At 63.5% G+C, this 26706-nt stretch carries 24 protein-coding genes and 1 pseudogene; 13 read left to right on the top strand and 12 right to left on the bottom strand.

Annotated features, from left to right (window positions below):
* Positions 1–51 precede the first annotated feature (51 nt).
* On the bottom strand, positions 52–1437 hold the full coding sequence (locus FJW04_RS12385; protein WP_140714365.1) for a glutamine synthetase family protein: 1386 nt from the start codon (positions 1435–1437) through the stop codon (positions 52–54).
* 32 nt (positions 1438–1469) lie between these two features.
* Positions 1470–2849 carry an aspartate aminotransferase family protein gene (locus tag FJW04_RS12380; RefSeq protein ID WP_140714363.1) on the bottom strand — a complete coding sequence of 460 codons (1380 nt, stop codon included), beginning with the start codon at positions 2847–2849 and terminating at the stop codon, positions 1470–1472.
* A gap of 158 nt (positions 2850–3007) precedes the next feature.
* On the opposite strand from FJW04_RS12380, the gene FJW04_RS12375 reads away from it, so the two are divergent.
* Complete coding sequence (locus FJW04_RS12375; RefSeq protein ID WP_140714361.1) at positions 3008–3460, top strand: hypothetical protein; 453 nt, start codon at positions 3008–3010, stop codon at positions 3458–3460.
* Positions 3461–3473: 13 nt separating this feature from the next.
* Here FJW04_RS12375 and FJW04_RS12370 read toward each other — a convergent pair whose 3' ends face one another.
* From FJW04_RS12370 to FJW04_RS12355, 4 genes and pseudogenes are all read right to left on the bottom strand, one after another.
* Complete coding sequence (locus FJW04_RS12370) at positions 3474–4448, bottom strand: WD40 repeat domain-containing protein (RefSeq protein WP_140714359.1); 975 nt, start codon at positions 4446–4448, stop codon at positions 3474–3476.
* Positions 4449–4549: 101 nt separating this feature from the next.
* A pseudogene (locus FJW04_RS12365) lies at positions 4550–5074 on the bottom strand (GNAT family N-acetyltransferase).
* On the bottom strand, positions 5071–5349 hold the full coding sequence (locus tag FJW04_RS12360) for a DUF1778 domain-containing protein (RefSeq protein WP_015314300.1): 279 nt from the start codon (positions 5347–5349) through the stop codon (positions 5071–5073). Before FJW04_RS12360 ends, FJW04_RS12365 begins: the two are co-directional and overlap by 4 nt.
* 78 nt (positions 5350–5427) lie before the next feature.
* Positions 5428–6465: a GTP-binding protein gene (locus tag FJW04_RS12355; protein WP_140615030.1), complete on the bottom strand. Its 1038-nt coding sequence runs from the start codon at positions 6463–6465 to the stop codon at positions 5428–5430.
* A gap of 135 nt (positions 6466–6600) precedes the next feature.
* On the opposite strand from FJW04_RS12355, the gene FJW04_RS12350 reads away from it, so the two are divergent.
* Together FJW04_RS12350 and FJW04_RS12345 are read left to right on the top strand one after the other, a co-directional pair.
* The gene (locus FJW04_RS12350; protein WP_140714357.1) at positions 6601–6885 is read left to right on the top strand and encodes a hypothetical protein; all 285 of its coding nucleotides are present in this window, start codon (positions 6601–6603) and stop codon (positions 6883–6885) included.
* A 2-nt stretch (positions 6886–6887) separates the two neighbouring features.
* Entirely contained in the window at positions 6888–7358 is a 471-nt protein-coding gene (locus tag FJW04_RS12345) for a MarR family transcriptional regulator (protein WP_140714355.1), read from the top strand.
* Positions 7359–7370: 12 nt separating this feature from the next.
* Here the strand turns inward: FJW04_RS12345 and FJW04_RS12340 are convergent, their stop codons facing one another.
* Entirely contained in the window at positions 7371–8240 is an 870-nt protein-coding gene (locus FJW04_RS12340; RefSeq protein WP_140714353.1) for an AraC family transcriptional regulator, read from the bottom strand.
* A gap of 53 nt (positions 8241–8293) precedes the next feature.
* Between FJW04_RS12340 and FJW04_RS12335 the strand changes: the two genes are divergently transcribed.
* From FJW04_RS12335 to FJW04_RS12315, 5 genes are all read left to right on the top strand, one after another.
* Positions 8294–8701, top strand: a complete 408-nt coding sequence (locus tag FJW04_RS12335; protein ID WP_140714351.1) for a DUF2000 family protein — start codon at positions 8294–8296, stop codon at positions 8699–8701.
* Between the two features lie 194 nt (positions 8702–8895).
* On the top strand, positions 8896–9780 hold the full coding sequence (locus FJW04_RS12330; protein WP_041163585.1) for a DMT family transporter: 885 nt from the start codon (positions 8896–8898) through the stop codon (positions 9778–9780).
* 66 nt (positions 9781–9846) lie between these two features.
* Entirely contained in the window at positions 9847–10869 is a 1023-nt protein-coding gene (locus FJW04_RS12325; protein WP_023772401.1) for a LacI family DNA-binding transcriptional regulator, read from the top strand.
* A complete protein-coding gene (locus FJW04_RS12320; protein WP_140714349.1) occupies positions 10866–11849 on the top strand; it encodes a 2-hydroxyacid dehydrogenase in 984 nt (327 codons plus the stop codon). The genes FJW04_RS12325 and FJW04_RS12320 overlap by 4 nt, the downstream gene beginning before the upstream one ends.
* Positions 11850–11925: 76 nt before the next feature.
* A complete protein-coding gene (locus FJW04_RS12315) occupies positions 11926–12333 on the top strand; it encodes a hypothetical protein (RefSeq protein WP_140714348.1) in 408 nt (135 codons plus the stop codon).
* Here FJW04_RS12315 and FJW04_RS12310 read toward each other — a convergent pair whose 3' ends face one another.
* Complete coding sequence (locus tag FJW04_RS12310) at positions 12334–13107, bottom strand: gamma-glutamyl-gamma-aminobutyrate hydrolase family protein (RefSeq protein ID WP_041163249.1); 774 nt, start codon at positions 13105–13107, stop codon at positions 12334–12336.
* A gap of 262 nt (positions 13108–13369) precedes the next feature.
* Between FJW04_RS12310 and FJW04_RS12305 the strand changes: the two genes are divergently transcribed.
* Positions 13370–14479 (top strand): TRAP transporter substrate-binding protein, encoded by a 1110-nt coding sequence (locus FJW04_RS12305; protein WP_027142806.1) that lies wholly within the window; start codon positions 13370–13372, stop codon positions 14477–14479.
* A gap of 104 nt (positions 14480–14583) precedes the next feature.
* Here FJW04_RS12305 and FJW04_RS12300 read toward each other — a convergent pair whose 3' ends face one another.
* From FJW04_RS12300 to FJW04_RS12285, 4 genes are all read right to left on the bottom strand, one after another.
* Positions 14584–15612: a zinc-dependent alcohol dehydrogenase family protein gene (locus FJW04_RS12300; RefSeq protein ID WP_140714346.1), complete on the bottom strand. Its 1029-nt coding sequence runs from the start codon at positions 15610–15612 to the stop codon at positions 14584–14586.
* 13 nt (positions 15613–15625) lie between these two features.
* Positions 15626–17413: a TRAP transporter large permease subunit gene (locus FJW04_RS12295; protein WP_140714439.1), complete on the bottom strand. Its 1788-nt coding sequence runs from the start codon at positions 17411–17413 to the stop codon at positions 15626–15628.
* Complete coding sequence (locus FJW04_RS12290) at positions 17413–17997, bottom strand: TRAP transporter small permease subunit (RefSeq protein WP_015314287.1); 585 nt, start codon at positions 17995–17997, stop codon at positions 17413–17415. The genes FJW04_RS12295 and FJW04_RS12290 overlap by 1 nt, the downstream gene beginning before the upstream one ends.
* A gap of 181 nt (positions 17998–18178) precedes the next feature.
* The gene (locus FJW04_RS12285; protein ID WP_140660062.1) at positions 18179–19084 is read right to left on the bottom strand and encodes a branched-chain amino acid ABC transporter permease; all 906 of its coding nucleotides are present in this window, start codon (positions 19082–19084) and stop codon (positions 18179–18181) included.
* Between the two features lie 142 nt (positions 19085–19226).
* Here FJW04_RS12285 and FJW04_RS12280 point away from each other — a divergent pair, with 142 nt between their 5' ends.
* The 4 genes from FJW04_RS12280 (at position 19227) to FJW04_RS12265 (ending at position 26527) form a co-directional block, all read left to right on the top strand.
* Positions 19227–19835 carry a CGNR zinc finger domain-containing protein gene (locus FJW04_RS12280; protein ID WP_140714344.1) on the top strand — a complete coding sequence of 203 codons (609 nt, stop codon included), beginning with the start codon at positions 19227–19229 and terminating at the stop codon, positions 19833–19835.
* On the top strand, positions 19828–20361 hold the full coding sequence (locus FJW04_RS12275; protein WP_224682979.1) for a hypothetical protein: 534 nt from the start codon (positions 19828–19830) through the stop codon (positions 20359–20361). Before FJW04_RS12280 ends, FJW04_RS12275 begins: the two co-directional genes overlap by 8 nt.
* A 217-nt stretch (positions 20362–20578) precedes the next feature.
* Positions 20579–24073 carry an indolepyruvate ferredoxin oxidoreductase family protein gene (locus FJW04_RS12270; RefSeq protein WP_140714342.1) on the top strand — a complete coding sequence of 1165 codons (3495 nt, stop codon included), beginning with the start codon at positions 20579–20581 and terminating at the stop codon, positions 24071–24073.
* Positions 24074–24211: 138 nt separating this feature from the next.
* Entirely contained in the window at positions 24212–26527 is a 2316-nt protein-coding gene (locus FJW04_RS12265; RefSeq protein WP_015314282.1) for an EAL domain-containing protein, read from the top strand.
* The last annotated feature ends 179 nt before the right edge of the window (positions 26528–26706 follow it).

Genomic DNA, 26706 nt, shown 5'->3' with positions numbered 1-26706 from the left:
CATCTCATTTGATGGTGACGGCGAAAAAGTGATCGCCGCCGGTCTCCCGCATCAGACTTCGTGCAGATAGAGATGATAGTCCAGCTCGCTTACTGTGCGCGCCACGCGCAGGTACTCGGACTGCTTGATCGCCACAAAGGTGCGGTGCAGGTCCTCGCCGAGCGCGCCCTTCAGGAAGCTGGACGCCTTGGCCGCTTCGATGGCGGCCCGCCAATCGGCCGGCATCGTCGTGCGGGTGATTGCCGCTTCATAGCCATTGCCGGTCGTTTCGGGGCCGGGATCGAGCCCTTCGTCGAGGCCCTTGACGATGCCGGCAAGCACCGTCGCGGCAATCAGATACGGATTGGCGTCGACGCCTGATGGACGATGCTCGATGCGCCGGTTCTTTGCATCGCCGGCCGGCACGCGCAACGCCACCGAGCGGTTGTTGACGCCCCAGCTCGGCGCCACCGGCGCATAGGATTGCGAGACGAAGCGCCGCCAGGAATTGGCATGCGGCGCAAACACCAGCATTGATTCCGCCATGGTCTGGATCAGCCCGCCGAGGCCACGCAGCAGCGGCAGCGACCAGCTCTCGCCGGCGGCTTCCGCAAAGACGTTTCGGCCGTCCTTGTCCTGCAGCGAGACATGGAAATGCATACCGGAGCCGGCATATTTCTCGATCGGCTTGGCCATGAAGCAGGCGGTGACACCATTGCGGCGCGCCTGCGCCCGCACCAGCCGCTTCAGCATGACCAGATCGTCGGCCGCCCGCATCACGTCCTTGCGGTAATTCAGCGTCAGTTCGTACTGGCCGGGCGCATATTCGGAAATCACCGTCTCGGCCGGAATGCCTTGCACCTTGGCGGCGGCGTAGATGTCGGAGAACAACGGCTCCATGCCGTGCAGATGGTCGACTGAATAAACTTCGGTCTTGCCCGAGACGCGGCCATCGAGCACCGCGCGCGCCGGCTGCACCTTGCCGTCGGCGTCGCGCTCATTGGCCAGCAGAAAAAACTCGAGCTCGAAGGCACCGGCGGGATAGAGTCCCTTGGCCGCCAATATGCCGACCTGCCGGGCAAGCGCCAGCCGCGGATCCGACGACATTGGCTGGCCGTCCAGATGATACATCGCCATCAGCAGTTGGCCGCGCGGTGGCTTCGTGCCGTAAAGCGGCACCAGCGTGCCCGGAATCGGCCAGGCCCTCAGGTCGCCGTCGCCGCTGTCCCAGATCAGCCCGGTTTCGTGCACATCCTCGCCGGTGATGTCGAGGCCGAGAATGGAGATCGGCATATGCCGGCCGCCCTCGAAAATGCTTTTCAGCTCATGCCTGCGCACGATCTTGCCGCGCCCCACACCGTTGGCGTCGGTCAGCACGATATCGAAGGCCTCGATCTCGGGATGGGCGTCGAGGAAGGCTTGCGCCTCGGTGGGCGTCGAGCCCGAAGGTGAGGTCATGATCGCACTCAAATTTGGCTTGGGCGCTTGTCTCACGCCGCAAGCTTTGCCGCAACCACGCCGAACGCGGCGATCAGCCGGTTGACCTGGGTGCCTGACGTTGCCGGCGAGATCAGCATCATGTTGTGGAACGGTGCGATCAGCACGCCGCGATTGACCAATGCGACATGGATGGCAGCCTCCAGTTCCGGCGCATGCGCAATTTCCGCCTCGGCACCATTGCGCAGCGGGCCGGGCGCGCAGATGAACTCGACGCGTGCCCCGACGCGGGAGACATGCCAGGGCAGATTGTAACGATCGATCACGCCGGTCAGCCCGGCATCGAGCCGCCGCGCCAGATGATCCATGCGGTCATAATTCTCCTGCGTCATCACCTCCTCGAGCGTGGCGCGCATGGCGGCGAACTGCAGCGGGTTGGCCGACAGCGTCGTGCCCATGCCGGAATATCCCGGCTCTTTCGTCCTGTTATAGTCGGCATAGCGCGAGGCGACCTCCTCGCTCATGCCCCAGACGCTCGCCGGAACGCCGCCGGCAATCGGCTTGCCCAGCACGAACAAGTCGGGCTCCAGCCCATATTTACTGGTGTAACCACCAGGACCGGTCGAGATCGTATGCGTCTCGTCGATCAAGAGCAGGGTGCCGGCTTCACGCGTCAATTTTCGCAGCGCATCATGGTAGCCAGGGTCGGCAAGTACCATGCAGGAATTGGTCAGCACCGGCTCGGCGATGACGCAGGCAACGTCCCTGTCCTTCAATGCGGCCTCGAGAGCGGCGACATCGTTGAATTCGATGACCTTGGCCGTGCGGGTCAGGTCGCGGAATTCGCCCGCCAGTCCCGGCCGGTTGACGGGCTTGCCGTTGATCAGCCGCACCATCGTCTCGTCCACCGAGCCGTGATAGCAGCCGTTGAAGACCAGGATCTTCTCCCTGGAGGTGACGGCGCGGGCGACGCGCAGCGCAAAGCGATTGGCGTCGGTCGCCGTGGTCGCGATCTGCCAGAACGGCAGGCCGAAGCGCTGCTGCAGCAGCGGCCCGATGGCCAGCGCATCCTCGGAAGGCAGCATATAGGTCAGGCCGCGCCCGGCCTGGCGGCGAATGGCGCGCGCCACCGGTGGAGGCGAGTGGCCAAACATCGAACCGGTGTCGCCAAGGCAGAAATCGTCGAGCTTGTTGCCGTCCATGTCGGTGATCGTGGCGCCTCGGGCGCTGTCGACCAGGATCGGAAACGGTGTCGGCCAATCGTTCATCCAGTGCATCGGCACGCCGCCGAAGAAGCCGGGCAGGCCGTTGCCGACCTTGGTTTGTGATCTCGGCCGCGCCTCGCGAAAGGCTGCCCCTTCCGTCTCGCGCAATTGCGCGATGCGGTCGCGGCTGATCCCGCCGATGGTCTTTGAACTATCGCTGCCGTGCATGAAAATCCCTCTGGCTCATTCCTACTTACCCAATCCACCTCCGCAACGGCAATTGGCCGTGCGTCCGTTCTGCGTTGGCTCAGTCGCCTGCGGCGGGCGCTTGACCCCGCTTGCGAAGTCGGCGCCAATGCTGTCGGCAACGACAAGCGGGGGAAAGAATGCGGACGATCATCTGCGTGACCATGCTCTTCCTGTCGGCCGGTACGGCGTTCGCGACCGGCGGTATCTGGTGCACCGTCGATGATTCACAGGTCAAATTCCAGGTTGATGCCGGCGTCACCACGGGCATGGGCGGCCCGACTTTCAATTTCCGCGGCGACCTCGAAATCAAGGCAAGGCCCACGGGTGATCCATTGCGCAAGACGGTGTTAGAGGATGCGAACCTCACCCAGTATTGGCTCGACGACAAGGAACTGCGGCTAAACATCTACCACGAGCAGCAGGTCGCCAAGATCTACAGTTCGGTCGAATTAACGATCCTGACCAGGGCCAGCGACGAGGGCGTCTATGACGGGCATTACAAGCTCGCTGTCTATGACAGCACGGCCGACAAGGAAAGCGACGGCAAGCCCGTCGATCTGACCGGCAAGGTCTCCTGCGGGGCCGAGTGATCGGCCATCCCGGCTAGGCCGTGATGTCGATGACGCCACAGTCGCCGGCGGCGCTGCCGAAGGCGACGCGGCGTTCTTCCCCGTCCCACATCATCGCGGTGATGGCGCCCTTGCCCGGTCGCCGCAAAAGCACTTCCTTGGCGTCGGAAAAGCGCACGGCCATCACCATGCCGTCGTCGTAACCGACTGCGACGACGTCCTGGCTCGGATGGCAGGCGACCGCCGTCACCATGGCATTGCCGCGCGTGCCGAGCTCCAGCGGCGCCTTGCCCATCGGGCCGTCCTTGCCCGAAAACGGCCAGACGATCGCCGCCGGCGCGCCGGAACTGGCCAGCCACTTGCCTTTCACGCTCCATGACAGGCTCTTGACCTTGCCGGGATAGCCGCTCATGCGCATGTGCTTGCCGTCGGCCAGCTTCCAGCCATGCAGGGCGTTTTCCTGCATGGTGGTGACCAGAAAGGCGCCGTCCGGCGAGAAGGTGATGCCGGTGTGCGCGCCCGCCCATTCCAGTTCCACCGGCTTGCCCTCGGCGGCGGGGAAATGCAGCGTCGCGCCATTGTAGCGGGCGACGCCGAAGCGCATGCCCTTGGGCGAGAAGGCCAGCCCCTCGACCGAGCGCGGATGGGCAAATTCCCGGGTCTTGCCATCGGCGAAGCGCACGAAGGCGGTCTTGCCCGTGGCATAGGCGATGGCTCCTTGCGGCCCGGCGGCAACGCTGGTGATCCATTTTTTTCCCGCGTTCGCCACCTCCTGGGTCTCGCCGCCGGCTTTCACGGCAAAAACCTTGCCGTCCTCGCCGCCGGTGATCAGCCGGTCGTTGGCCGCGTCATGGAAGGCGGCAAGCAGCCCGTCATTGGCCTGCACCGTCTTGTTGCCATTGTCGAGCCGATGGACAGCACCATCGGCCAGCGCGAAATGCGGCACGTCGCCGAGGAAGACGGCGGCGACGCAATGGCCTTCGAGATCAAGCGGGGCAACTGTGGGCATGGGTTATCTTTGTTCGACTGGATTAGAATTGTAGAGGCGGCTTACTCGACGTTTGCGGTTCCGACAACCATCGGGATTGGCAAGTGATGAAGGGGCAGGCGTCAAAGCAGCCCCTTGGCTCGTAGATCCGCAGCGAATGCTGCCAACGGCATCACCAGAGTCAAATCCGATCCTGTGAGACGCTCGGCGCCGTAGCTTGCATACCACTTTGCCGCCCGCTCGCTCTTGGCGTCGATGATGAGCAGAATGCCGCCCCCTTCTCCCGCAAGCCGCAGGCAGCGCAATGCCGCCGCGGCAAGCAACTGACCTCCGAGGCCTTGCCTGGCGACGGTGCGATCGGTGGCAAGACGGCCAAGCTTGAAGCCGGAAACTTCGTGTCGTGCCAAGCCTCTCGTCAGGGCTGCGGGAACGGCTTCATGAGCGACGGCGGACGGCGCGATCGTATAAAAACCGAGTACACGTTCCGAAGCTGTATCGCCGCGCAGAAGGTCTTGGCCGCATTCTGATCATGACTCTGTCGCGCGAACCGCTGCAGAAATTCGTTCATCTGCAGGTCGCCACAATCCGAAGGACGCTCGATCGTGGCGTTTTGCTATTGGCTCCTCGTGCCAGGACGGAAGAGTCACAAAGTGTCCGGCAAGGCCGCAATCGCCGCCTTGAGCCTGGCGTTGGGTTTTGGCGGGTGTTCCAGCAGGTCCAGGATGCGCTTAAAGTCGCGGTCGGACACCTTCGTCACTTCAGCCGCATCAATCACCGCCTGCGCCGCAGGCACGATCTTATCGAGGATGAAGTCTGCCATGTCTTTGTGCGAGAGCGCAGCGGCGCGCGCGATCATCGCCTTCTCCGAAGGGGGAATGCGGATTTGGTAGCGCTCGGTCTTGTTGTCCGCAGGTCTAGGCATGGTCATTCCTCATCGCGATACGTACACATGATATGTGTACGTATCGCACAATTCAAGCTTTGAATCGTGTGGCTGAACCTAGGCCTGGCAGGCGTCAAAGCTCTTCTTCAGCCGTTCAGCGTCGAGTTCGCGGCCGATGAACACCAGCCGGCTTTCGTGCTTTTCGCCGTCCTTCCAGGCGCGCTGGTGGTCGCCCTCGATGATCATGTGCACGCCTTGGATGACATAGCGCTCGTCATCGCCCTTGAGCGCGATGATGCCTTTCAGCCGCAGGATGTTGGGGCCTTCCATCTGGGTGACCTTCTCGATCCACGGGAAGAATTTCTTCGGGTCCATCTCGCCGCCGCGCAGTGACACCGACTGCACCGTCACATCATGGATGTCGGACGGATGAGCGTGATGGTGGTGGTCGTGCCCATCGTGGTCGTGGTGATCATGATCGTGGTGATCGTGTTCATCATGCGCTTCGAGGAAATGCGGATCGTTCTCCAGCGCCCTGGACAGGTCGAAGGCGCCACGGTCGAGCACTTCCGACAGGGCGACGCCGGCGCGCGTCGTGCGGTGAATTTTGGCGGCCGGGTTGATGGCGCGGATCGTCGCCTCGACCTTGGCGAGTTCTTCCGGGGTGACGAGGTCGGTCTTGTTGAGCACGACGACGTCGGCGAAGGCGATCTGGTCCTCGGCTTCCTTGGAATCCTTGAGCCTGAGCGGCAGGTGCTTGGCGTCGACCAGGGCCACCACGGCATCGAGCTTGGTCTTGGAGCGCACGTCGTCGTCCATGAAGAAGGTCTGCGCCACCGGCACAGGATCGGCGAGACCGGTGGTCTCGACGACGATGGCGTCGAAGCGGCCGGGCCGCCGCATCAGGCCCTCGACGACGCGGATCAGGTCGCCGCGCACCGTGCAGCAGACGCAGCCATTGTTCATCTCATAGATCTCCTCGTCTGATTCCACGATCAGGTCGTTGTCGATGCCGATCTCGCCGAATTCGTTGACGATGACGGCGTAGCGCCTGCCGTGGTTTTCCGACAGGATGCGGTTGAGCAGCGTCGTCTTGCCGGCGCCGAGATAGCCGGTGAGGACGGTTACGGGGATCTGTGTCTGCGCTTCGCTCATGGCTTGCCTCGAAATGACTAGGCCCTGAAATTCAGGCCGCGAAAAGGGATTGTCGGTTCCATATAGGATGTGCGCCGGGCTTTTGCACGGGGCAAACCATGGGCCAAAGCTGCCGACCGGGATTGTCCCGCCATCATGGCCGCGGAAGCGGCCGCCGTCCCCGGCGGCGGAATGATCAACGGGCCTCTTGCCAGGGCTGTCCGGTCGTCGGATCGCATTCACGCAGCGGTCGCTCCGAATTCCCTTCACCCGAAACTCGTTTGTCATCTAACTGAAATAAACATCTGGCATCACCACGGCGGACACCGCAAATGCTTGCCGGCAAAGCTGTTTCGGATGCCGGAATCTTTTTCGATCGTCGATTGCCAACCGGCCGGCTGCGTCTATGCTGTGCGCACCGGTACGGCCGAAGAGGGATGACCATGGCCAAGGCGGACAAGACTGCAACGATGAGCCGGCTGCATTCAGCGGCAAGGCTGGCAAGGACCGCGCTGGCGGCACGGCTCCTGGCGCATGGCTTTTACGCCGGCCAGGACCAGATCATGCTGGCGCTGGACCGTGAGGACGGCCAGACGCCGGGCAATCTCGCCGGGCGTCTCGGCGTGCGTCCGCCGACCATCACCAAGACCATCAACCGGCTGCAGGCGCAGGGTTTTCTGGAGAAACGCGCGTCGGACTCCGATGCCCGCCAGGCCCATATCTTCCTCACCGATACCGGCCGTGAAACCATCCGCGCCATTGAGAAGTCGGTGAAGAAGACCGAAAAGCAGGCGCTTAAGGGTCTCGATAAGAAGGACCAGAAGGCTCTGTTCAAGCTGCTCGCCTGCATCGAGGCCAACCTCTCCAACGAGGAGTTGGTGCTGATCGATGACGACGCCGAGTCGGATGACTGATCTCTCCGGCCGTCAGGCTGCCGCGGTATTTCCGTGGATCAAGGACGACCAACGGCCCGGCGTCATGCCGAACGCTTTCTTGAATTGCCTGTTGAAGTGGCTCTGGTCGCTGAAGCCGGCCTCGATCGCGATCTGTGCCAAGGGCACGCCGGCGGCGATCATCCTGCGCGCGCGCTGAAGCCGGCGCATTACCAGGAAGCGATGCGGGCTGGTCGAGAAGGCCGCGCGGAAATGTCTCGACAGGGCATAGCGGTCGAGACCCGTGACGGCTTCCAACTCACCCGAACGCACAGGCCGGTCGAGGTTTTCCGTGAGATACTCACCCGCCAGTGTCGCCGCCCGCCACGCCGTCCCGGCTATTGGCTTTGCCGGCTTGCCGGCATGCCGGTTCAGACTTTGCATCAGTCGCGCCAGGAAGTCGTCGACGAACAGCTCGTCGAGTTCCTGCTCCAACGGCCCGAGCGCCGACAGCAGGGTCGCGCAGAAGGCCTCGTCCGTCACCACGCCGTCCCTGACGAAGGGCAGCGCCGTGCCGCCGAGACAGTCGAGCATCAGTGACGGCTCAAGATAGAGCATCCTGTAGCGCAGGCCTTCTTCCGTGCCGGCGCCGCCATCGTGCAACTCGTCCGGATGCAGCACGATGACCTGGCCGGGCAGGCTCAGCCGTGCCGCGCCGCGATAGCGGAAGGTCTGCACGCCGCGCAGCGTCACCCCGATCGCGTAGGTGTCGTGGCGATGCGGATCGAAGGCGCTGCCGTGAAACCGCGCCTCGATGCGCTCCATCCCCACGGGGTCGCGAGCGGAGATGATGCAGTTTTCAGCGGCATCCGCGCACAAACGTCCAAGACCCTCGAAGGCCTGGCGGTCTAGATCGAACGACATCGTCTCCTTCAGCCTCGTTACACGGGGCCTAACTTTGAATGGCTTGTTTTCTCATGTTCGATACGAAATTTGCAATCGTACTGCGGCAAGACCTGGCCGTCTGGCAGAAACTCAACGTCACCGCCTTCCTGACCAGCGGCATTGTCGCGCAATTCCCCGACATCATCGGCGAGCCCTATCGCGACCGCACCGGCAATCTCTACAATCCCCTGTCGATCCAGCCGGTCATCGTGCTCTCGGCCGACCAGGCAACGATGAGTGCGATCCATCGGCGTGCGCTGGAACGCGGCGTCACCACCTCGCTCTATGTCGAGGAAATGTTCTCGACCGGCTTCGATGCCGCCAACCGCGCCGTCTTTGCCGAATTCGCGCCCGAAGATGCCAAGGTGGTCGGCATAGCGCTGCGTGCCGAGAAGAAGGTGGTCGACAAGATAACCAAGGGCGCCCGCATGCACGCGTAGCGCCCGAAGGCTAAGCCTGACGCCGACTGTTGTTGTACCAGCGAGCTTAGGCGCGGCTGCGGGCGACAATTGGCTTGCCGGCAAGCCGCAATTCCCGCAAAGGTGGGGTTCCAGTCCAGCTTTTCCCCGGCCTGCACGTGAATCCTTCCCAAAGACATGTCGAAAGCGCGACGCCGCCGGTGGCGATCCTGTGCATGCTGACCACCTATGTCTTCTTCACCTTCCTCGACACCAGCAGCAAATATCTCGTCCTGGCCGGCGTCTCCGTCCTGATCGTCGCCTGGGTGCGCTTTGCCGTGCATGTCGTGCTGGTTGGAGCGCTGCTGCGTGGCTGGCGCGAACCGAGGCGATTTCGGCCGGTCAACCTGCCGGCGCATGTGATGCGCGGCGCGTTCCTGTTCGGCTCGACCATGTTCAATGTCCTGGCGCTGCGCTCCCTGCAACTGGCCGAGACGACGTCGATCTATTTCTTCGGGCCGATGGTGATCACCGCCCTTGCCGGGCCGCTGCTCGGCGAATGGGCCGGATGGCGGCGCTGGCTGGCTATCCTGGCCGCTTTCGCCGGGGTCCTGATCATCACGCGGCCCGGTGTCGGCGTTTTCGGCATCGGACATCTCTTCGCGCTCGGCTCGATGCTGTCGAACTGCTTCTATGTCATCATGACGCGCCGCATGTCGGCGACCGAGACTCCGGAGAGCCTGATCTTGTTCTCGGCGTTGGCGCCGACGGTCCTGCTGCTGCCCTTGCTGCCGTTTTCATTTTCCCTGCCGCATGATGGCTGGCACTGGTCCGTGCTGCTCATGCTTGGCGTGTTCGGCGGTGTCGGCCACTGGTTGCTGGTCCAGGCCTATCGGCTGGCGACGACCACAGCGCTCGCGCCATATCCCTATTCGCAAATGGTGTGGATGATCATTTCGGGCTGGCTTGTCTTCAAGCAGTTCCCCGACCGCTGGACGCTGGTCGGCGCCGCCATCATCGTCGCCAGCGGCCTCTACATCGTCCATCGCGAACATCGGCTCAGGCTGCGCAGCCGTGCGGCCTCGGATGTCGAGGCCGAGGCGCTGGCAAAAAAACTTTGATTTGGCCCGGATCGATGGCATAAGGCCGCCCTTAAACAGTTTAAAAAAACGACGGGGAGCGAAAGGCTGGCACAGAAGATCAAGCTGTCGACGATCGCGGATGCGCTCGGCGTGTCCACGGCCACCGTATCCTTGGCACTGCGCGACAGCCCGCTGGTTGCCGGCTCGACGCGCGACCGCATCAAGGAACATGCGCGCGCCATCGGCTATATCTACAACCGCCGCGCCGCCAGCCTGCGCACCTCGCGCTCGGGCATTGTCGGTGTCGTCGTCCACGACATCATGAACCCGTTCTTCGCCGAGATTCTGCGCTCGATCGAGAGTGAGCTCGACCGCAGCCGACAGACCTTCATCCTGTCCAATCACTACGATCAGCTCGAAAAACAGCGCACCTTCATCGATACATTGCTGCAGCTCGGCGCCGATGGCGTCATCATGTCGCCGGCTATCGGCACGCCGGCGTCCGATATCGTCATGGCCGAGGAGAATGGGCTGCCGGCGGTGCTGATCGCACGCACCGTCGAGGGCGCCGACGTGCCGGTGTTTCGCGGCGACGATGCCTATGGCACGGGCCTCGCCACCAACCATCTGATCTCGCTTGGCCACAAGCGCATCGCCATGATCGGCGGCACCGACCAGACCTCGACCGGCCGCGATCGCTATCAGGGCTATGTGAACGCCATGGAGGCAGCCGGGCTTGAAGTCAGGCCATCCTGGCGCATATCAGGCCCGCGCACCAAGCAGGCCGGTTTCGAGGCCGCCGGGCAGTTTCTGGCGCTGAAGGACAGGCCTACCGCGGCCTGCTGCTGGAACGACCTCGTCGCCATCGGCCTGATGAACGGCATTGCGCGTGCCGGCCTTGTGCCGGGCGTCGACATCTCCGTCACCGGCTATGATGACCTCGAAGAGGCGGCGATAGCCACGCCGGCGCTGACCACCGTCTGGAACGGCCAGCGCGAGGTCGGCCGCCGCGCCGCCAGTGCGCTGCTCGACAAGCTCAACGGGCAGACGGTGCGGCCCTCGCAGGAATTGATCAAGCCGGAACTGCATGTGCGCCAGTCGACCGGCAAGCCGGTGGAGCGTGCATGACCAAGGCCGAACAATTGGGAGCCGTTGCCATTCTGGTGCCGGCCGATTTCAGCGACCACGCCGTCGCGCGTATCGACCGGACGTTCAATCGCATCGGCATCGAGCGCGCCGATCCCGCGCTGGTCACCGACGAGATGCGCCGCGCGGTGCGTGGCATCGCATCCTTTGCCGGCATCAGTGCGGCGATGATCGATGCGTTGCCGAAGCTCGAACTCATAGCCTCGTTCGGCGTCGGCTACGATTCGGTCGATGTCGGCCATGCGGCGGCGAAGAACATCATGGTCACCAACACGCCCGACGTGCTGACCGAAGAGGTCGCCGACACCGCGATCGGGCTGCTGATCAACACGGTGCGCGATCTGCCGCGTGCCGAAACCTGGCTGCGTGACGGCAGCTGGGCGAAGAAGGGCAACTATCCGCTGAGCCGGCTGACCTTGCGCGCGCGCCGCGTCGGTATTTTCGGCATGGGCCGCATCGGACAAGCCATTGCACGGCGGCTGGAGGCCTTCGGCCTGCCGATCGCCTATCACAACCGACGCCGGGTCGAAGGCCTGTCCTATCAATACCACGACACGCTGAAGGGCTTGGCCGAGGCAGTCGACACGCTGATTTCGGTGGCGCCCGGCGGTGCTTCGACACAGAAAGCGGTCAATGCCGAGATCCTGTCGGCGCTCGGCGCGAACGGCGTCTTCGTCAACATCGGCCGCGGCAGCACCGTCGACGAGGCGGCGCTTGCGGCCGCTCTCGCCGACGGCACCATCGCCGCCGCCGGGCTCGATGTCTTCGCCGACGAGCCGAATGTCCCCAAGGCGTTGCTCGACTTACCAAACGCCTCTCTGTTGCCGCATGTCGGCTCGGCCTCGGAGCACACACGCCGCGCCATGGCCGATCTATGCGTCGACAATCTGGTGTCGTGGTTCAGCGACCGCAGGCCGCTGACACCAGTGCCCGAGACGGCGCATGTGAAGGCTCGCCTCTGAGCGGTGGCACTGCCATATTTATTAACGTCCGCTTAACCCTTTGAAACCATTCTTCATCCTGTGTGCTGGATGAGGAATGATGAAAACGCTTTTCGCATTGACCGGTGCCGCCGCGCTGTTTGGCGGCGTTCAGCTGTTTCATGACGGCAGCGGGGAAAGCATTGCCAATGAGGCCACGCCTTCCAATGCCTACAGACTGATTGCCAACGGCAACGAAGGCGCATGCGCGGTCACGCGCGGCGCCTCGGTCTCGGATGGCCTGTCGCTGCTGACGGTGGCGCCGAATTGCCGACGGCTCCTGCCGGGCCTCGAGCGGGCTAAATTCTGGCGCGAGCAAAACGACGGAACCGTTGCCTTCAGCGCCAACGGCATCGATCCGATCGTCACCTTTGCCGTGGCTGATGGCGATGGCTACGAATCCTACGCGCCGGCCCTGCCGTTGCTGTCGCTGGCATCAGACGGTGGCTTGAAACCTAGAGACTGACTACTCCGCCGCCGCCCGCGCGCCGGCTTTCGCGGCGGCATGCAGGCGCACCGCATCGCCGAAAGCGCGAAAAATCTTGGCGGAATTGCTGTCCGACTTGACCCAGTATTCGGGATGCCACTGGACGCCGACGGCGAAGGCGCGGGCACCCTTGACTGAAACCGCTTCGACCGTGCCGTCGGTGGCGACAGCCTCGATCTCGAGCTTCGATCCCAGTCGGTCAATCGCCTGGCGATGCAAGGAATTGACCTTGATGTCGCCGGCGCCGAACACGCCTGCCAGGCAACTGCCTGGCTTGATCGAAATGGTCTGGTGAATGGCGAAGCGCTCATCCTGTTTGTCGCTCACCGCCGCACGGTGGTCCAGCGACCCCTCGCGCTCCTGGATCTCGGTCCCCAGTGTGCCGCCGAGCGCCACGTTCAATTCCTGGATGCCGCGGCAGATGGCAAGCAGCGGCACGCCGCGCTCGATCGCCTTGCGGATCAGCGGCAGCGTCGTAGCGTCGCGCGCGGTGTCATAAGGGCCGTTCGCTTCGCTGGCATCGCCGCCATAGAGCGAGGGGTCGACGTTGGATTTCGAGCCCGTCAGCATGACGCCGTCGACCGACGACAGAAGTTCGTCGAAGTCCAGCCGGTCGCCGAACGATGGCACGAGCAGTGGGAAAACGCCGGCACCTACGATTGCTGCTTCCAGATATTGTTGGGGGGCGGCATGCCAGGTGTAGTTGTCGAACTGACGGACGTCGGTCGATATGGCGACGAGCGGCTGCTGCATTTTGGGTCTGTCTTCCATCTGGCAAGGGATGTCCTGCCTTTAAATAAGCGATCCCCGGGCATTTTTCCAGCCAAGTCTCGGCTTGTCGCATGGGCCACGAAACCGCCTGTTAGACTATAGTTGCAGGGTCGCATGGCTTCGCCATCAAATCCGGCCGGCGTGCTGGACTCGACTCCTTGCCCGTGTATTGTTTCGAGCGAACCGATGCGGGAGCCGAGGATTTCCCGAACGTCGGTTTGTTGGTCCAAAAGGGAGGAACTGCATGGATCGTCGTTCATTTATCCGCAAGGCCGGCGTCACCGGCGTCGGCGCAGCCGCGGCGGCGGCCACGCTCGCCGCACCGGCAATCGCCCAGTCCAACCCCAAGGTGACATGGCGATTGGCGTCGTCCTTCCCGAAGTCGCTCGACACCATCTATGGCGGGGCCGAAGTGTTCTCCAAGATGCTGTCGGAAGCCACCGACGGCAATTTCCAGATCCAGGTCTTTGCCGCGGGCGAGCTTGTTCCCGGCCTGCAGGCCGCCGACGCCACCACGGCCGGCACGGTCGAGGCCTGCCACACGGTGGCATATTATTACTGGGGCAAGGACCCGACATGGGCGCTGGGTGCGGCGGTGCCCTTTTCGCTCAACGCGCGCGGCATGAATGCATGGCACTACCATGGCGGCGGCATCGATCTGTTCAATGAGTTTCTCGCCACGCAAGGTCTGTTCGGCCTGCCGGGCGGCAACACCGGCGTGCAGATGGGCGGCTGGTTCCGCAAGGAGATCAACACCGTCGCCGACCTCTCCGGCCTCAAGATGCGCATTGGCGGCTTTGCCGGCAAAGTGGTGCAGAAGCTCGGCGTGGTGCCGCAGCAGATCGCCGGCGGCGACATCTACCCGGCGCTGGAAAAAGGCACCATCGACGCCGCCGAATGGGTCGGCCCCTATGACGACGAGAAGCTCGGCTTCTACAAGGTCGCGCCCTATTATTACTATCCCGGCTGGTGGGAAGGCGGCCCGACCGTCCACCTGATGTTCAACAAGGCGAAATACGACGAGCTTTCGCCGACCTACAAGTCGCTGCTGCGGACGTGCGCCCAGGCCGCGGACGCCAACATGCTGCAGAAATACGACTATGTGAACCCTCCGGCGGTGAAGCGACTGGTGGCCGGCGGCGCCAAACTGCGCCCATTCAGCCAGGAGATCATGGCCGCCTGCTTCGAGAAGGCCAACGAAGTCTACGCCGAAATGGAAGCCTCGAACGCGCCGTTCAAGAAGATCTGGGAATCGATCAAGGGCTTCCGCAAGGAGCACTATCTCTGGGCGCAGGTGGCCGAATACAATTACGACACCTTCATGATGGTCCAGCAGCGCAACGGCAAGCTGTAGGCGATCGCACTTTGCTTTTCGAAAGCCTCGGGGCATTTTTGTTCCCCGGGGCTTTTCTTTGCTCGACGGCGACGGCAATCGCCAAATGCCGCGAAGCCTGAACCTCAGCCCATAGCTGGTACCACCAGCACCTTCACTTCACCCGGAGCCGGCGGATTGGCGATCGCCCCTGGCGCCTCTTCGAGCGTGACTTGCCTGGAGATCAACTGATCGATCTCGATCACGCCCGACGCGATAAGCTCGGCGGCGCGGCGATGCGTGTAGGGATTGAGGAATGAGCCCACCACCTTGAGTTCGCGGAACAACAGGTCGAAGGGCTCGAATTCCACCTTCATGCCTTGCGGCGTCACGCCGACGATAACGACGGTGCCGCCCGCCCTTGCCAGCCGCATCGACTGTTCGACGGTCTCGCGCACACCGGCGCATTCGAACACCACGTCGGCGCCACCAGGCATTAGTCCGGCCGGACCGGCGATGGCCTCGATCACATCGGTGGCGGCGGGATCGACCGTCGCCGTCGCACCGAGTTCGCTGGCAAGCGCTCGCCGCGAGGCTTGCCGTGTCGACAGGATGATAGTGGTGGCCCCGGCCAGCCGTGCCAGTTGCACGGTGAGCAGGCCGATGACGCCGCCGCCGAGCACCACCACCGAGCTGCCTGGCTTGATCTCGGCAAGGTCGACGCCGTGCAGGCAGCAGCCGAGCGGTTCGCAGAAAGCACCATGTGTCGGCTTCAGATTCGCGGGAAGGACAAAGGCCTGTTTCTGCGGCATCACCACATAGTCGGCAAAGCCGCCGTCGCGGTGGATGCCGATGGCGGTGAGATTGCCGCACAAATTGACGCGGCCGGCATGGCAATGGCCGCAGCGCCCGCAGGCGATGTTGGGGTCGCCGGTGACGCGGTCGCCGACGGCAAAGCCGGAGACGGCGGTGCCGATTGCCTCGACGATGCCGGAGAATTCGTGCCCGGGTGTCACTGGCGGCCTGCAGGGGAACTCGCCGCGGAAAAGATGCCGGTCGGTGCCGCAGACACCGCAGGCTTCGATCCGCACCAGGAGGTCGTCCGAGCCCGGGACTGGTTTGGCGATCTCGCGCAACGAGATGCTGCCCACTGCCTCCAACCGCACGGCTTTCATGGCATCGTTTCCATCAATTGAAGCTCGGCGGTTGCGACAGGTCCGGCGCGGGTGCAGCCGGCTTGGCCGGCGGCGCATCGCCGAAATTCGGGGGCTGCGACAGATCGGGCGTGCCGGGCGCCGTCGGTGCGGCGCCGCCATTGGCAGGCACGCCGCCACCGTCCGGCGCGCCGAGCGGCGACAGGCTGGGCACCCCGGGCACCGTGTAGTCGATCGTGCCGGAATCGACGGCCGTGCCCTTGTAGCGCATCACCATTTGCGGGAAGGCGATGGTCAGGCCGATCATGATCACCTGGATGCAGACGAATGGCACCGCGCCCCAATAGATCTGGCCCGTTGTCACCGGCGCGATCTGCTTGCCGGTCAGGCGATCGAGATAGGGCACGCGGGCAGCGACCGAGCGCAGGTAGAATAGCGCGAAGCCGAATGGTGGATGCATGAAGCTGGTCTGCATGTTGACGCCCAGGAGCACGCCGAACCAGATCAGGTCGATGCCGAGCTTGTCGGCCGCCGGCGCCAGCAGCGGCACGATGATGAAGGCCAGTTCGAAGAAATCGAGGAAGAAGGCGAGGAAGAAGACGAGCATGTTGACGCCGATCAGGAAGCCGACTTCGCCGCCAGGCAGCGAGGTCAAGAGATGCTCGACCCAGATCTGGCCGTTGACGCCGTAGAAGGTCAGCGAGAACACCCGCGCGCCTATCAGGATGAACAGCACGAAGGACGACAACCGCGTCGTCGAGGCCAGCGCCTGCTTGATCACGTCCATCGACAGCCGGCCCTTCATTGCCGCCATTGCCAGCGCACCGACCGCGCCCATCGCGCCGCCCTCGGTTGGGGTGGCGATGCCGAGGAAGATGGTGCCGAGCACCAGGAAGATCAGCGCCAGCGGCGGGATCAGCACGATCACGACCTGCTGCGCCAGCCGCGACATCATGTTGATGTTCAGGCTGCGGTCGAGGATCGCGATGATGTAGATGAAGACGACGCCGACCGTCGCGCCGAGAATATCGGCATTGTCGCCATGAGCGGGCACCAGGTAACGGTAGGCGGCATAGGCGACCGCAATGGCCGCTATCAACGCGATCAGCAACGACACCACGCCATGGCCGAGCGTCCGCGCCTCGAGCGGCAGGGCCGGCATCGACTTTGGTCGGACGATCGACATGATCACGATGTAGAGCGTGTATAGGCCGGTCAGCACCAGGCCGGGGATCAGGGCGCCGGCATACATGTCGCCGACAGAGCGGCCGAGCTGGTCGGCGAGAACGATCAGCACCAGCGATGGCGGAATGATCTGGGCGAGCGTGCCCGACGCCGCGATGACGCCGGATGCCACCCGGCGGTCATAACCATAGCGCAGCATGATCGGCAGCGAGATCAGTCCCATGGCGATAACGGACGCCGCCACCACGCCTGTGGTCGCCGCCAGCAGTGCGCCAACGAAGATCACCGCGTAGGCGAGGCCGCCTCGGACGGGCCCGAACAACTGGCCGATCGTGTCGAGCAGGTCTTCGGCCATGCCCGATCGTTCGAGCACGATGCCCATGAAGGTGAAGAACGGGATCGCGAGCAGCGTGTCGTTCGACATCACCCGGCTGCCGTAGAAATTGTCCGGCAGCGCATAGAGCAGCGGCCATGCGAGATTGATCGCGCCGCCCGAATAGGGCGTCAGAAGCACGCCGATGAAGAAGAACATCAAGCCGTTGGCGGCGAGCGAAAAGGCGACGGGATAGCCGATCAGCATGAACAGGATCAGCGAGGCGAACATGATCGGCGCCATGTTCTGGGCGATGAACTCCATCACGAACGCACCTCTTCGGCGAGCGCCTTGGCTTCGAGTTCAGCCTGTTCGTGCACGGAAATGAATGGGTTGGGATCCTCAATGACGCCGCGCATGATGGCGATCTTCTTGATGATCTCGGAAATGCCCTGCAGCGCGAGCAGGAAAAAGCCGACCAGCAGGATCGCCTTGGCCGGCCACACGATCAGGCCGCCGGCGTTGGTCGACATCTCGCCGCTGTGAAACGACAGCGACACGTAGGGCACGAAATAGAACACCATCAGCGTCACGAACGGCATCAGGAAAAAGACGTGGCCGAAGAGGTCGATCCAGTGCTGCACGCGGCGTGAAAACAGGCCGTAGACGATATCGATGCGGATATGCTCGTTCTGTTTCAGCGTGTAGGCGGCGGCCAGCATGAAGGCGGCGCCGAACAGGTACCATTGCAGCTCCAGCCAGGCGTTGGACGAGGTGTCGAACACCTTGCGGATGACCGCGTTGGCCGCACTCACCAGGATCGCCAGCAGGATCAGCCAGGATACCGATTTGCCGATGAACTCGTTCATACGATCGATCGTTCTGGATAGAGCGAGAAGCCCTGCCATGTATTCCTCCCTGATGCGGTGACGCGCGATCGCCCTTTTCGTCGCGCCGCCTGGCCCAACCGTATGCAGTGCGTGGTCCGGTTGGTCAACACGGGGACGAAGGATGCAGGCCAATCGGCGCTCGCGGCACGGTGGAAAACCGCGGCCTGAAGAGACGTCATGCAACCAAAGTCTGGCGGGATCAGACGACCTTGCCGGTGTCGCGGCCGGCGCCGATCAGGATCAGCATGGCAACCAGGAACAGATACATCCAGGCATCGCGCCATTCGGCCGGGAAATAGCCGGCCCACAGTGATTCGGCCATGCCGAAAGCGGCCGCGCCCAGCGCTGCCCTTGGCGGTGAGAGATAACCGCCGACCGCCGTCACGAACAGGATCTTCAGGCCGTAGACAAGGCCGGAACCGAAGCTGACATTGCCGTAGTAGAGGCTGGCCATGACCCCGGCCAGCGCGGCGCAGAAGCCGCCGAACAGCACGGCACGCCGGAACACGCCGCGCACGTCGACGCCGCATAGGGCGGCGGCCCTGGGGTCGTCGGAGACGGCGCGCCAGCACCGGCCGAAGTTTGAGCGGGCAAATGCCCAGGTGGCGAGGGCGACCGCCGCCACGACCACGGCGCAGTCGAGCACCTGGATCAGCGTCAGCGTCGCCTTGAATCCGGAGGCTTCGGCGAAAACGACGGGCTCGGCCAGCATCGGCGGCAGCCACAGATCATGTGTGTCGGCGGCGATGCGGCTTGCTTCCGACAGGACGAGCAGGATGCCGAGCGTCGTCACCACGATGGCGTTGGGCGAGCGGTCGGCCAACGGCTCGAAGACGCTGCGCGACAGGACATGGCTGATGAGCGCCGCATAGAGGAACGCCGCGAGGACGCCGAACAGCACCGAAGCCAGCAGCGTCAGCCACAGCACTTGGTAGCCGAAGGCGACGCTCAGGATCATTGCCTGGCCGCAAAAGGCAAACAGCGCCCCATAGGCGAGGTTGGTGCGGTGCAGAATGCCGTTGGTCAGCACATAGCCGAAGGCGAGCAACGCATAGAGCGCACCCGAATGCAGCCCGTTCAGCACCTGCTGGAAGAAGTAAAGCATGCTCGACAACACCAGAAGCATCCCGCCCAAGAGGGAATAGGACAAGCGCGGAGCGGACAAAGGCGACGATACCCTGCGCATCCGAGGTTTGCATCGCCGAATCTAACTTGTCAAACGCGATTTATCGGTTAGATTTCCGGAAATGACAGTTGCCTGGACTCCTCACCGCTTCACCGGCGGCCTGCTCGCGCTCGACACGGCGAACACCGTCGTGCTGCGCGGCGATCCGGAGCGCACATTCGACCGCTTCGACGATCCGGCCGAAATCGCCCGCTTCGCCGACGCGGCTAGCGGCTTTCGCGCCGCCGAGCTTGGCGACAGGCGGCTGGCGGTGTCCTCGCCGGCGGCAATCGCGCCCGTCGTGCTGTCGATCCGCGAGACGACCGATAGGCTGTTTCGAGGCGCTGTGTTGAAAGGCGCGGTCGCCACCGCCGATCTGCCCGAATTCCTGGGGTCCTGCGCCGACGGCCTGGCCGCCGGCGGGACCGAGATCGGGGCGCAGGGACGGCCGTTCGGCGATCCGGCGACGCCGATCGCCTTCGAGGCGGCACTGGCGGTTTCGGCGCTTTCCCTGCTGCGTGACGACACCGTCGCGAGGCTCAGGATCTGTCCCAATTGCACCTGGCTGTTCGTCGACAGAAGCCGCAATTCCAGCCGCCTTTGGTGCGACATGGCGGTGTGCGGCAACAGGCAGAAGGCAAGCCGTCACTATCGCCGCCGCATGGCGGCCAATGAGGTCAGGAATGCCTAGAATTCTTTCCCGCTCGACGGTTGCTGGCGCGGCGCTGATCGCGGCGATGACGCTTGGCGCTTGCCGGGATACCGGCGGTGAAGGCAAGCTGTTTGAAGTTTCCGGCAAGATATTCGTCTTCAACTACCGCCTCGCCAGGGCGACCTATGTCGTGACGCTGAGACCCTTGCGGCCGATGGGCGAGGGTCAGGTGGCGGTTGCCAGTTTCCAGAACCCCGCCGGTGGCGATCCCTTCGTGGTCGAGCAGAAGATCTGGCCGAAGCTCGACAAGGTGAGCCTGGAAAGCCCGGCGCTGACCTGCGTTGTCAGGAACAAGCCCTATGCCATCGCCATCAGCATCAAGGGCGCCGATGGCGCGGTCCTGCAGGAGATCGACACCACGCTGATGTCGACGGAAGACCAGTCCATCCTGCCCGATCGGCCGCTGGTCATCGACCAGCTCTACACGGCCAATCCCGACCTCGTCGGTCATCCCGACGGCAAGCTGCCGGGCGAGCCGAAGCCGGACTGCTCGAAAGCCGGCTGACACCTTCCGACGGCCTCGATTTCCGCTGAATTTTCGTGTGCCATCGCGCTTGGTGACGCACCGTTTGATGCGTGATCCAGCGCCCGCCGAACTGCTTGTCGCGCGTTGGCCGGTCCTTTCGATTTTGTTTGACCTGCCTTGCAAGGGGAGAAAGGATGCGTCATCCGATCCCGACGTTGGCTGCTGCCCCGCGCGGCCTTCGCAGAGGAAATGCCTGATGACGCTGCACGATGTCGCGCTCGACGACAAGTTTGATCTTGGAAAGGAGCGCATCTTCCTGTCCGGCGCGCAGGCGGTCATCCGCATGCTCCTGATGCAGCGCGAGCGCGACCGCCGCGCCGGCCTGAACACGGCTGGCTTCGTCTCCGGCTATCGCGGCTCGCCGCTCGGTGGCCTCGACATGCAGCTGTGGAAGGCGAAAAAGCAGCTCGCCGGGGCCGACATCGTTTTCCAGCCCGGCCTCAACGAAGAGCTGGCCGCCACCGCCTGCTGGGGCTCGCAGCAGACGGAACTGCTGGGCGAGGGCACCCATGATGGCGTTTTTTCGGTCTGGTACGGCAAGGGGCCGGGCGTCGATCGTTCGGGCGACGTGTTCCGCCACGCCAATCTCGCCGGCTCGTCCAGACATGGCGGCGTCCTTGCGCTCATGGGCGACGACCACATGGCCGAATCTTCGACCAATGCGCACGCCACGGAATTCCTCTTCGTCGACACCATGGTGCCGATCCTCAACCCGGCCGGTGTCCAGGAGATCATCGACTATGGCCTGTACGGCTTTGCCATGTCGCGCTTCGCCGGCACCTGGGCGGCGATCAAATGCGTCAAGGACAACATCGAATCGACGGCTTCGGTCGACGCCTCGCTCGAACGGTTGAACATCGTCGTCCCGGATTTCGACATGCCGCCGGGCGGCCTCAACATCCGCCACGAGATCGACATGCTCGGCCAGGAAGAACGGCTGCATGAACACAAGCGTGCCGCGGCCTCCGCCTTCATCCATGCCAATGGGCTGAACAGGCTCGTCTATTCGGGCGGCAGCAATCCGAAACTCGGCATCATCACGCTGGGCAAGAGCTATCTCGATGTCCGCCAGGCGCTGGAGGATATCGGCATCGACGAGGCGGCCGCCAACCGCATCGGCGTGCGGCTGTTCAAGGTCGGCTGCCCCTGGCCGCTCGACCTGCAGCACATCGCCGACTTCGCGCGCGGTCTCGACACCATCGTCGTCGTCGAGGAGAAACGCTCGCTGATCGAGGTGCAACTGCGCGAAAGCCTTTACGGCACGGCCTCGCAGCCGGTCATCGTCGGCAAGAAGGACGAGCGCGGCGACTGGCTGTTTCCGGCCAAGGGGGCGCTCGACCCCAACGAGATCGCCATTGCGCTCGGCGAGAGAATCCTCAAGACCATCGGCCCATCCGAAGAGATTTCGGCCAGGGTAGCCAAGCTACGCCAGTTCCAGGCGATGCTGGCCGATGCCACCGACATCGGCTCGCGCACACCCTTCTTCTGTTCGGGCTGTCCGCACAATTCCTCGACCAAGGTGCCTGACGGCTCGATCGCCGCTGCTGGCATCGGCTGTCACTTCATGGCGCTGTGGATGGATCGCAACACAGTTGGCTTTACCGCCATGGGCGGCGAGGGGGCGCAATGGGTCGGCCAGGCGCCGTTCTCCAGGCGCGACCACATCTTCCAGAACCTCGGCGACGGCACCTACAACCATTCCGGCACGCTGGCGATCCGCTTCGCCCTCTCGAGCGAGGCCAACATCACCTACAAAATCCTCTACAACGACGCCGTCGCCATGACTGGGGGCCAGCCGCATGAGGGCGGGCTGACGGTAGACATGATCGCCAGGCAGGTGCGGGCAGAGGGCGTCGACCGCATTGCCATCGTCACCGACGAACCCGACAAATATGCCGGGAAGGCCGAATTCCCGGCCGGCGCCACTATCCACCACCGCGAGGACCTCGACCTCGTCCAGCGCGAGCTGCGCGACGTCAAGGGCGTATCGATCCTGCTATACGACCAGACCTGCGCCGCCGAAAAGCGCCGTCGTCGCAAGCGCGGCACCTTTCCCGATCCCGACAAGCGCGTCTTCATCAACGAACTGGTCTGCGAAGGCTGCGGCGATTGCGGCGTGCAATCGAACTGCGTCTCGATCCAGCCGGTCGAAACCGAATTCGGCCGCAAGCGCAAGATCGACCAGTCGAGCTGCAACAAGGATTTCTCCTGCGTCAACGGTTTCTGCCCGTCCTTCGTCACCGTGCACGGTGCCAAGATCCGCAAGGCCGAGGGCCTGGCCGGCGGGACCGACCCGCTTGAAGGCGTGCCCATGCCAGCCGAATTCCCGCTCGGCGTCGAGGGCTGGGCGGCGATCATCGACGGCGTCGGCGGCACCGGCGTCGTCACCGTCGGTGCCGTGCTCGGCATGGCGGCGCATCTGGAGGACAAGGGTTGCGGCATGATCGACATGGCCGGCCTCGCCCAGAAGGGTGGCTCGGTGTTCACCCATGTCCGCATCGCCCGCACACCGGAAGACATCAATGCCATCCGCGTTTCGGCGGGGAAGGCCGACCTCGTGCTCGGCTGCGATCTCGTCGTGTCGGGCGCCAAGAAAGTGCTGACGGCGGTGCGCGAGGGGCATACGATCTTCCTCGCCAACACCGCCGAGATCATGCCGGGCGAATTTGCTCGATCAGCCGATTTCTCGCTGCCGATCGAGCGCCTGAAGAAGGCGATCCGCTCAGCGGCCGGTGACGGCAAGGCGCATTTCTTCGACGCCACCCGCACCGCCACAGCCCTGTTCGGCAATTCGCTGGGCGCCAACATGTTCATGCTCGGCTTTGCCTTCCAGTTCGGCGGTCTGCCGCTCTCGGCCGAAGCCGTCGAAAAGGCCATTGAATTGAATGGCGAAGCGGTGGCGATGAACATCGCTGCTTTCCGCTGGGGCCGCCGCGCCGCGCATCAGCCGGATTTCGTGCGCGGCCTCATCGCCCAGCCGTCCGCAACCCTCGGCGACAAGGCCGGACAGGCCGGTCCGGTCGCTGAGACACTGGACGATATCATCGCCCGCCGTGTTGCCTTCCTCACGGCCTATCAGAACGCTGCTTACGGCAAGCGCTACGCCGATAGGATATCGACGCTGCGAGGGTCAGAAACGAAGGCCGTGCCGGGTTCGACCGCCGTGACCGAGGCCGCCGCCAAAAGCCTGTTCAAGCTGATGGCGATCAAGGACGAATACGAGGTTGCGCGGCTTTATACCGACGGCTCCTTCGCCGCCGCGCTTGGCAAGCAGTTCCAGAGCTACGAGAAACTTGAATTCCATCTCGCCCCGCCGATCATGGGACGTCGCGGCAATGACGGCAAACCCAGGAAATCGAGCTTCGGCCCTTGGATGATGAAAGGCTTTCGCCTGCTGGCCGCGATGAAGGGCCTGCGCGGCACGGCCTTCGACCTGTTCGGCTACACCGCCGAGCGGCGCATGGAGCGGCAATTGCTGGCGCAGTACGAGGCCGATCTGCAGCTCGTGGCCAGTTCGCTGGCGCCGGGCAAGATCGAGGCCGCGGTAGCCCTGGTCTCGGTCCCGGCGCTGATCCGCGGCTATGGCCATGTCCGGCAGGCAAGCGCCGAAAAGGCGGCGGGCGAGCGCTCCAGACTGCTCCAGCGACTGACCCAAACCATGCCGGTACCGGTTCTCAGTGCCGCTGAGTGACTTCTCCACCCATGCCCGAAGCCTGCTGCAAGGTCCTCTTGCCGAGGCGGGCCGACCGAAGCCGTAGCTTAAGCCCCTCTGTCTAAGCCTTTCTTAAGGCGGTTGTGGCATGACAAGGCTTAGCGTTGGGCCGATCATATGGGCAAAACAAAGACCGAAAGCATCCCCGCGGATGTCTATATCCAATTTGTGCGGTCGTTGTTCGACAACGCGCACATGTTGGTGATCGGTGGCGCGTGCTACTGGATCCTCGGATTCATGATTTATCTGCGCACGCAAAATCCGTTGTTTCTGGCCTTTTCTTTTATTCTACTGCCGATCAGCCTTCTGCGTTATTTCGGTATTCGCAGCTTCCTGAAGACCGGGGGCGTGATTGCCGACGTCGAACACGCACACCGATTGGAGCGCAGTTACATCCTCAAGGGCTGCTTGCAGGGCCTCGGATTGGGTGCGCTGTGCTTCGTGTCGATCTATGTGTATCCCGACCCATTCGCCGAACTGGCGGCAATGTCGCTGACCCTGGCGACCCTGGTCACGGTTGTCGCCCGTAATTACGGGTCTCCGCGCATGGTGCGGATTTTTTCTGTAACCTTCATCGGTCCGGCGGCTCTTGCGCTCCTGCTGCGTCTGGATGCCCCGTCCGTCGTCCTCGGTCTGATGATCTTCCCGATGACGTTCATTACCATCAACAGCGCCGACCATGTTCGCAATGTGCTGTTTTCGGCGGTCATCGGCCACAAGCAGGCGAAAAGCATAACGCGCAAGTTCGACCGCGCGCTCAACACCATGTCGCACGGCCTGGTCATGCTCGGCCCTGACGGACGCGTCGCGGTCGCCAATGCCGAGGCCGCTCACCTGATGTCGCTGAAATCGGCCGACGCACTGCTCGGGCGCTCCATCCACGGGCTTCTGATGCGCGGCGTTGCCGGCGGCATGCTGGCGCCGAAGGACTGCCGCTACGTCGAGGCGCAGCTGACGCGCGCGCTGCGCGAGGGCAGGGACCGCAAGGTGCTTGTTTCGCTCGCCAACGGCCAGCATTACGAATTCTCCGCGCGTGAAGGCAGCCAGGAACTCGGCGTGATCACCTTCGAGGATGTCACGGCGCGCGTCGAAGCGGAGGAAAAGATCCGCTTCATGGCGCGCTACGACAATCTCACCGGCCTTCCCAACCGCGCCTATTTCCACGAACTGGTCGGCGAGCTGATGGCCTCCGGCGACCGGGATCGCCTGTGCGGCCTCGCCGTGATCGACCTCGACGATTTCAAGAGCGTCAACGACACGCTCGGCCATCCCGTCGGCGACGGGCTGATCTACGCCGTGGCCGACCGGCTGGCGGCCATCGCCGGGCAAGGCCTTACCGTCAGCCGCTTCGGTGGCGACGAGTTCATGCTGTTCTTCGACCGCATCGATGACGAGAGCCATCTGGAGAGCCTGCTCGACCAGATTTTCGCCGAGCTGCAGGGAGAGGTCGACGTGGCGGGCCACGGGTTGCGGATCCAGGCCAGCGCCGGCGCGGTACTGTCCAAGGTCGGCGGAACCGATGTCGACGCCATGATCGTCAAGGCGGACCTGGCGCTCTACAAGGCCAAGGAACTCGGCAAGAACGGGTGGCGGCTGTTCGAGGCGGCAATGGATGCCGCATTCCGCAATCGCCAGCTGATGAAGGCGGATCTGCGCAGTGCCGTGGAAGGCAGGGAACTGCGGGTCGTCTACCAGCCCATCGTGGCGATGAACACCATGCGCATCGCCAGCTGCGAGGCGCTCTGCCGTTGGGACCATCCCGATCTCGGACCGATTTCGCCCGGCATCTTCATTCCCCTGGCCGAGGAGATGGGCATCATTTCCGAGATCAGCACCTTTGTGCTGCATGCAGCTTGCACCGAATGCGCCAAATGGCCTGACCAGACCAGCGTCTCGGTCAATCTCTCGGCGAGGGATTTCCGCAGCCGCGACGTCATCCAAAAGGTGCGCGATGCGTTGGCTAACTCCGGCCTCGATGCTAGCCGCCTGGAGATCGAAGTCACGGAAACCGCGCTGCTCGACGACAAATCCCTGACCCGCCAGTATATCGAGGAACTGAAGCAGCTTGGCGTCCGCATCGCTCTCGACGATTTCGGCACCGGCTATTCAAGCCTGAGCTATCTGCACAAGCTTCCGCTCGACAAGATCAAGATCGACCGGTCGTTCGTGATGGACGTCACCCACAATCCGCGCTCGCTCGAGCTGTTGAAGGGCGTCGTCGACCTGACCCGTGTCCTGGGGCTCACCGTCACCATCGAAGGCGTGGAAACATTCGAGCAGCTTAAGGTCCTCATGCATTCGGTGAAGCCGGATCTTGTCCAGGGCTTCCTGTTCGGCGCGGCGCTCAGCGCGTCGGGCATCGAGACGATGTCGAACGTCACCTGGCCGTTTGCCGCGGATCTGCGTCTCGCCGCAAAGCGCACAGTCGGCTAGCTTTCGTCGCAAATTCTGCCAATCGAAGTTGATAAAGCGCGTGCTTGGGTCGTGCGGTTGGTGCGAACCAGAATATTTTTATCGGCGGCGAACAAATCCAACCAAGACGTGCAGTAGTTTTGGCCGATTTTGAAGAAGCGAAAAGGTTTGACCGGATCGGCGCATCTGTCAAAGCGGAA

This window comes from Mesorhizobium sp. B2-7-3 (assembly GCF_006440715.1).
Lineage (GTDB): Bacteria > Pseudomonadota > Alphaproteobacteria > Rhizobiales > Rhizobiaceae > Mesorhizobium > Mesorhizobium australicum.
The sequence above is the reverse complement of the archived record's forward strand: the minus strand, read 5'-3'. Positions and strand labels throughout refer to the sequence as shown.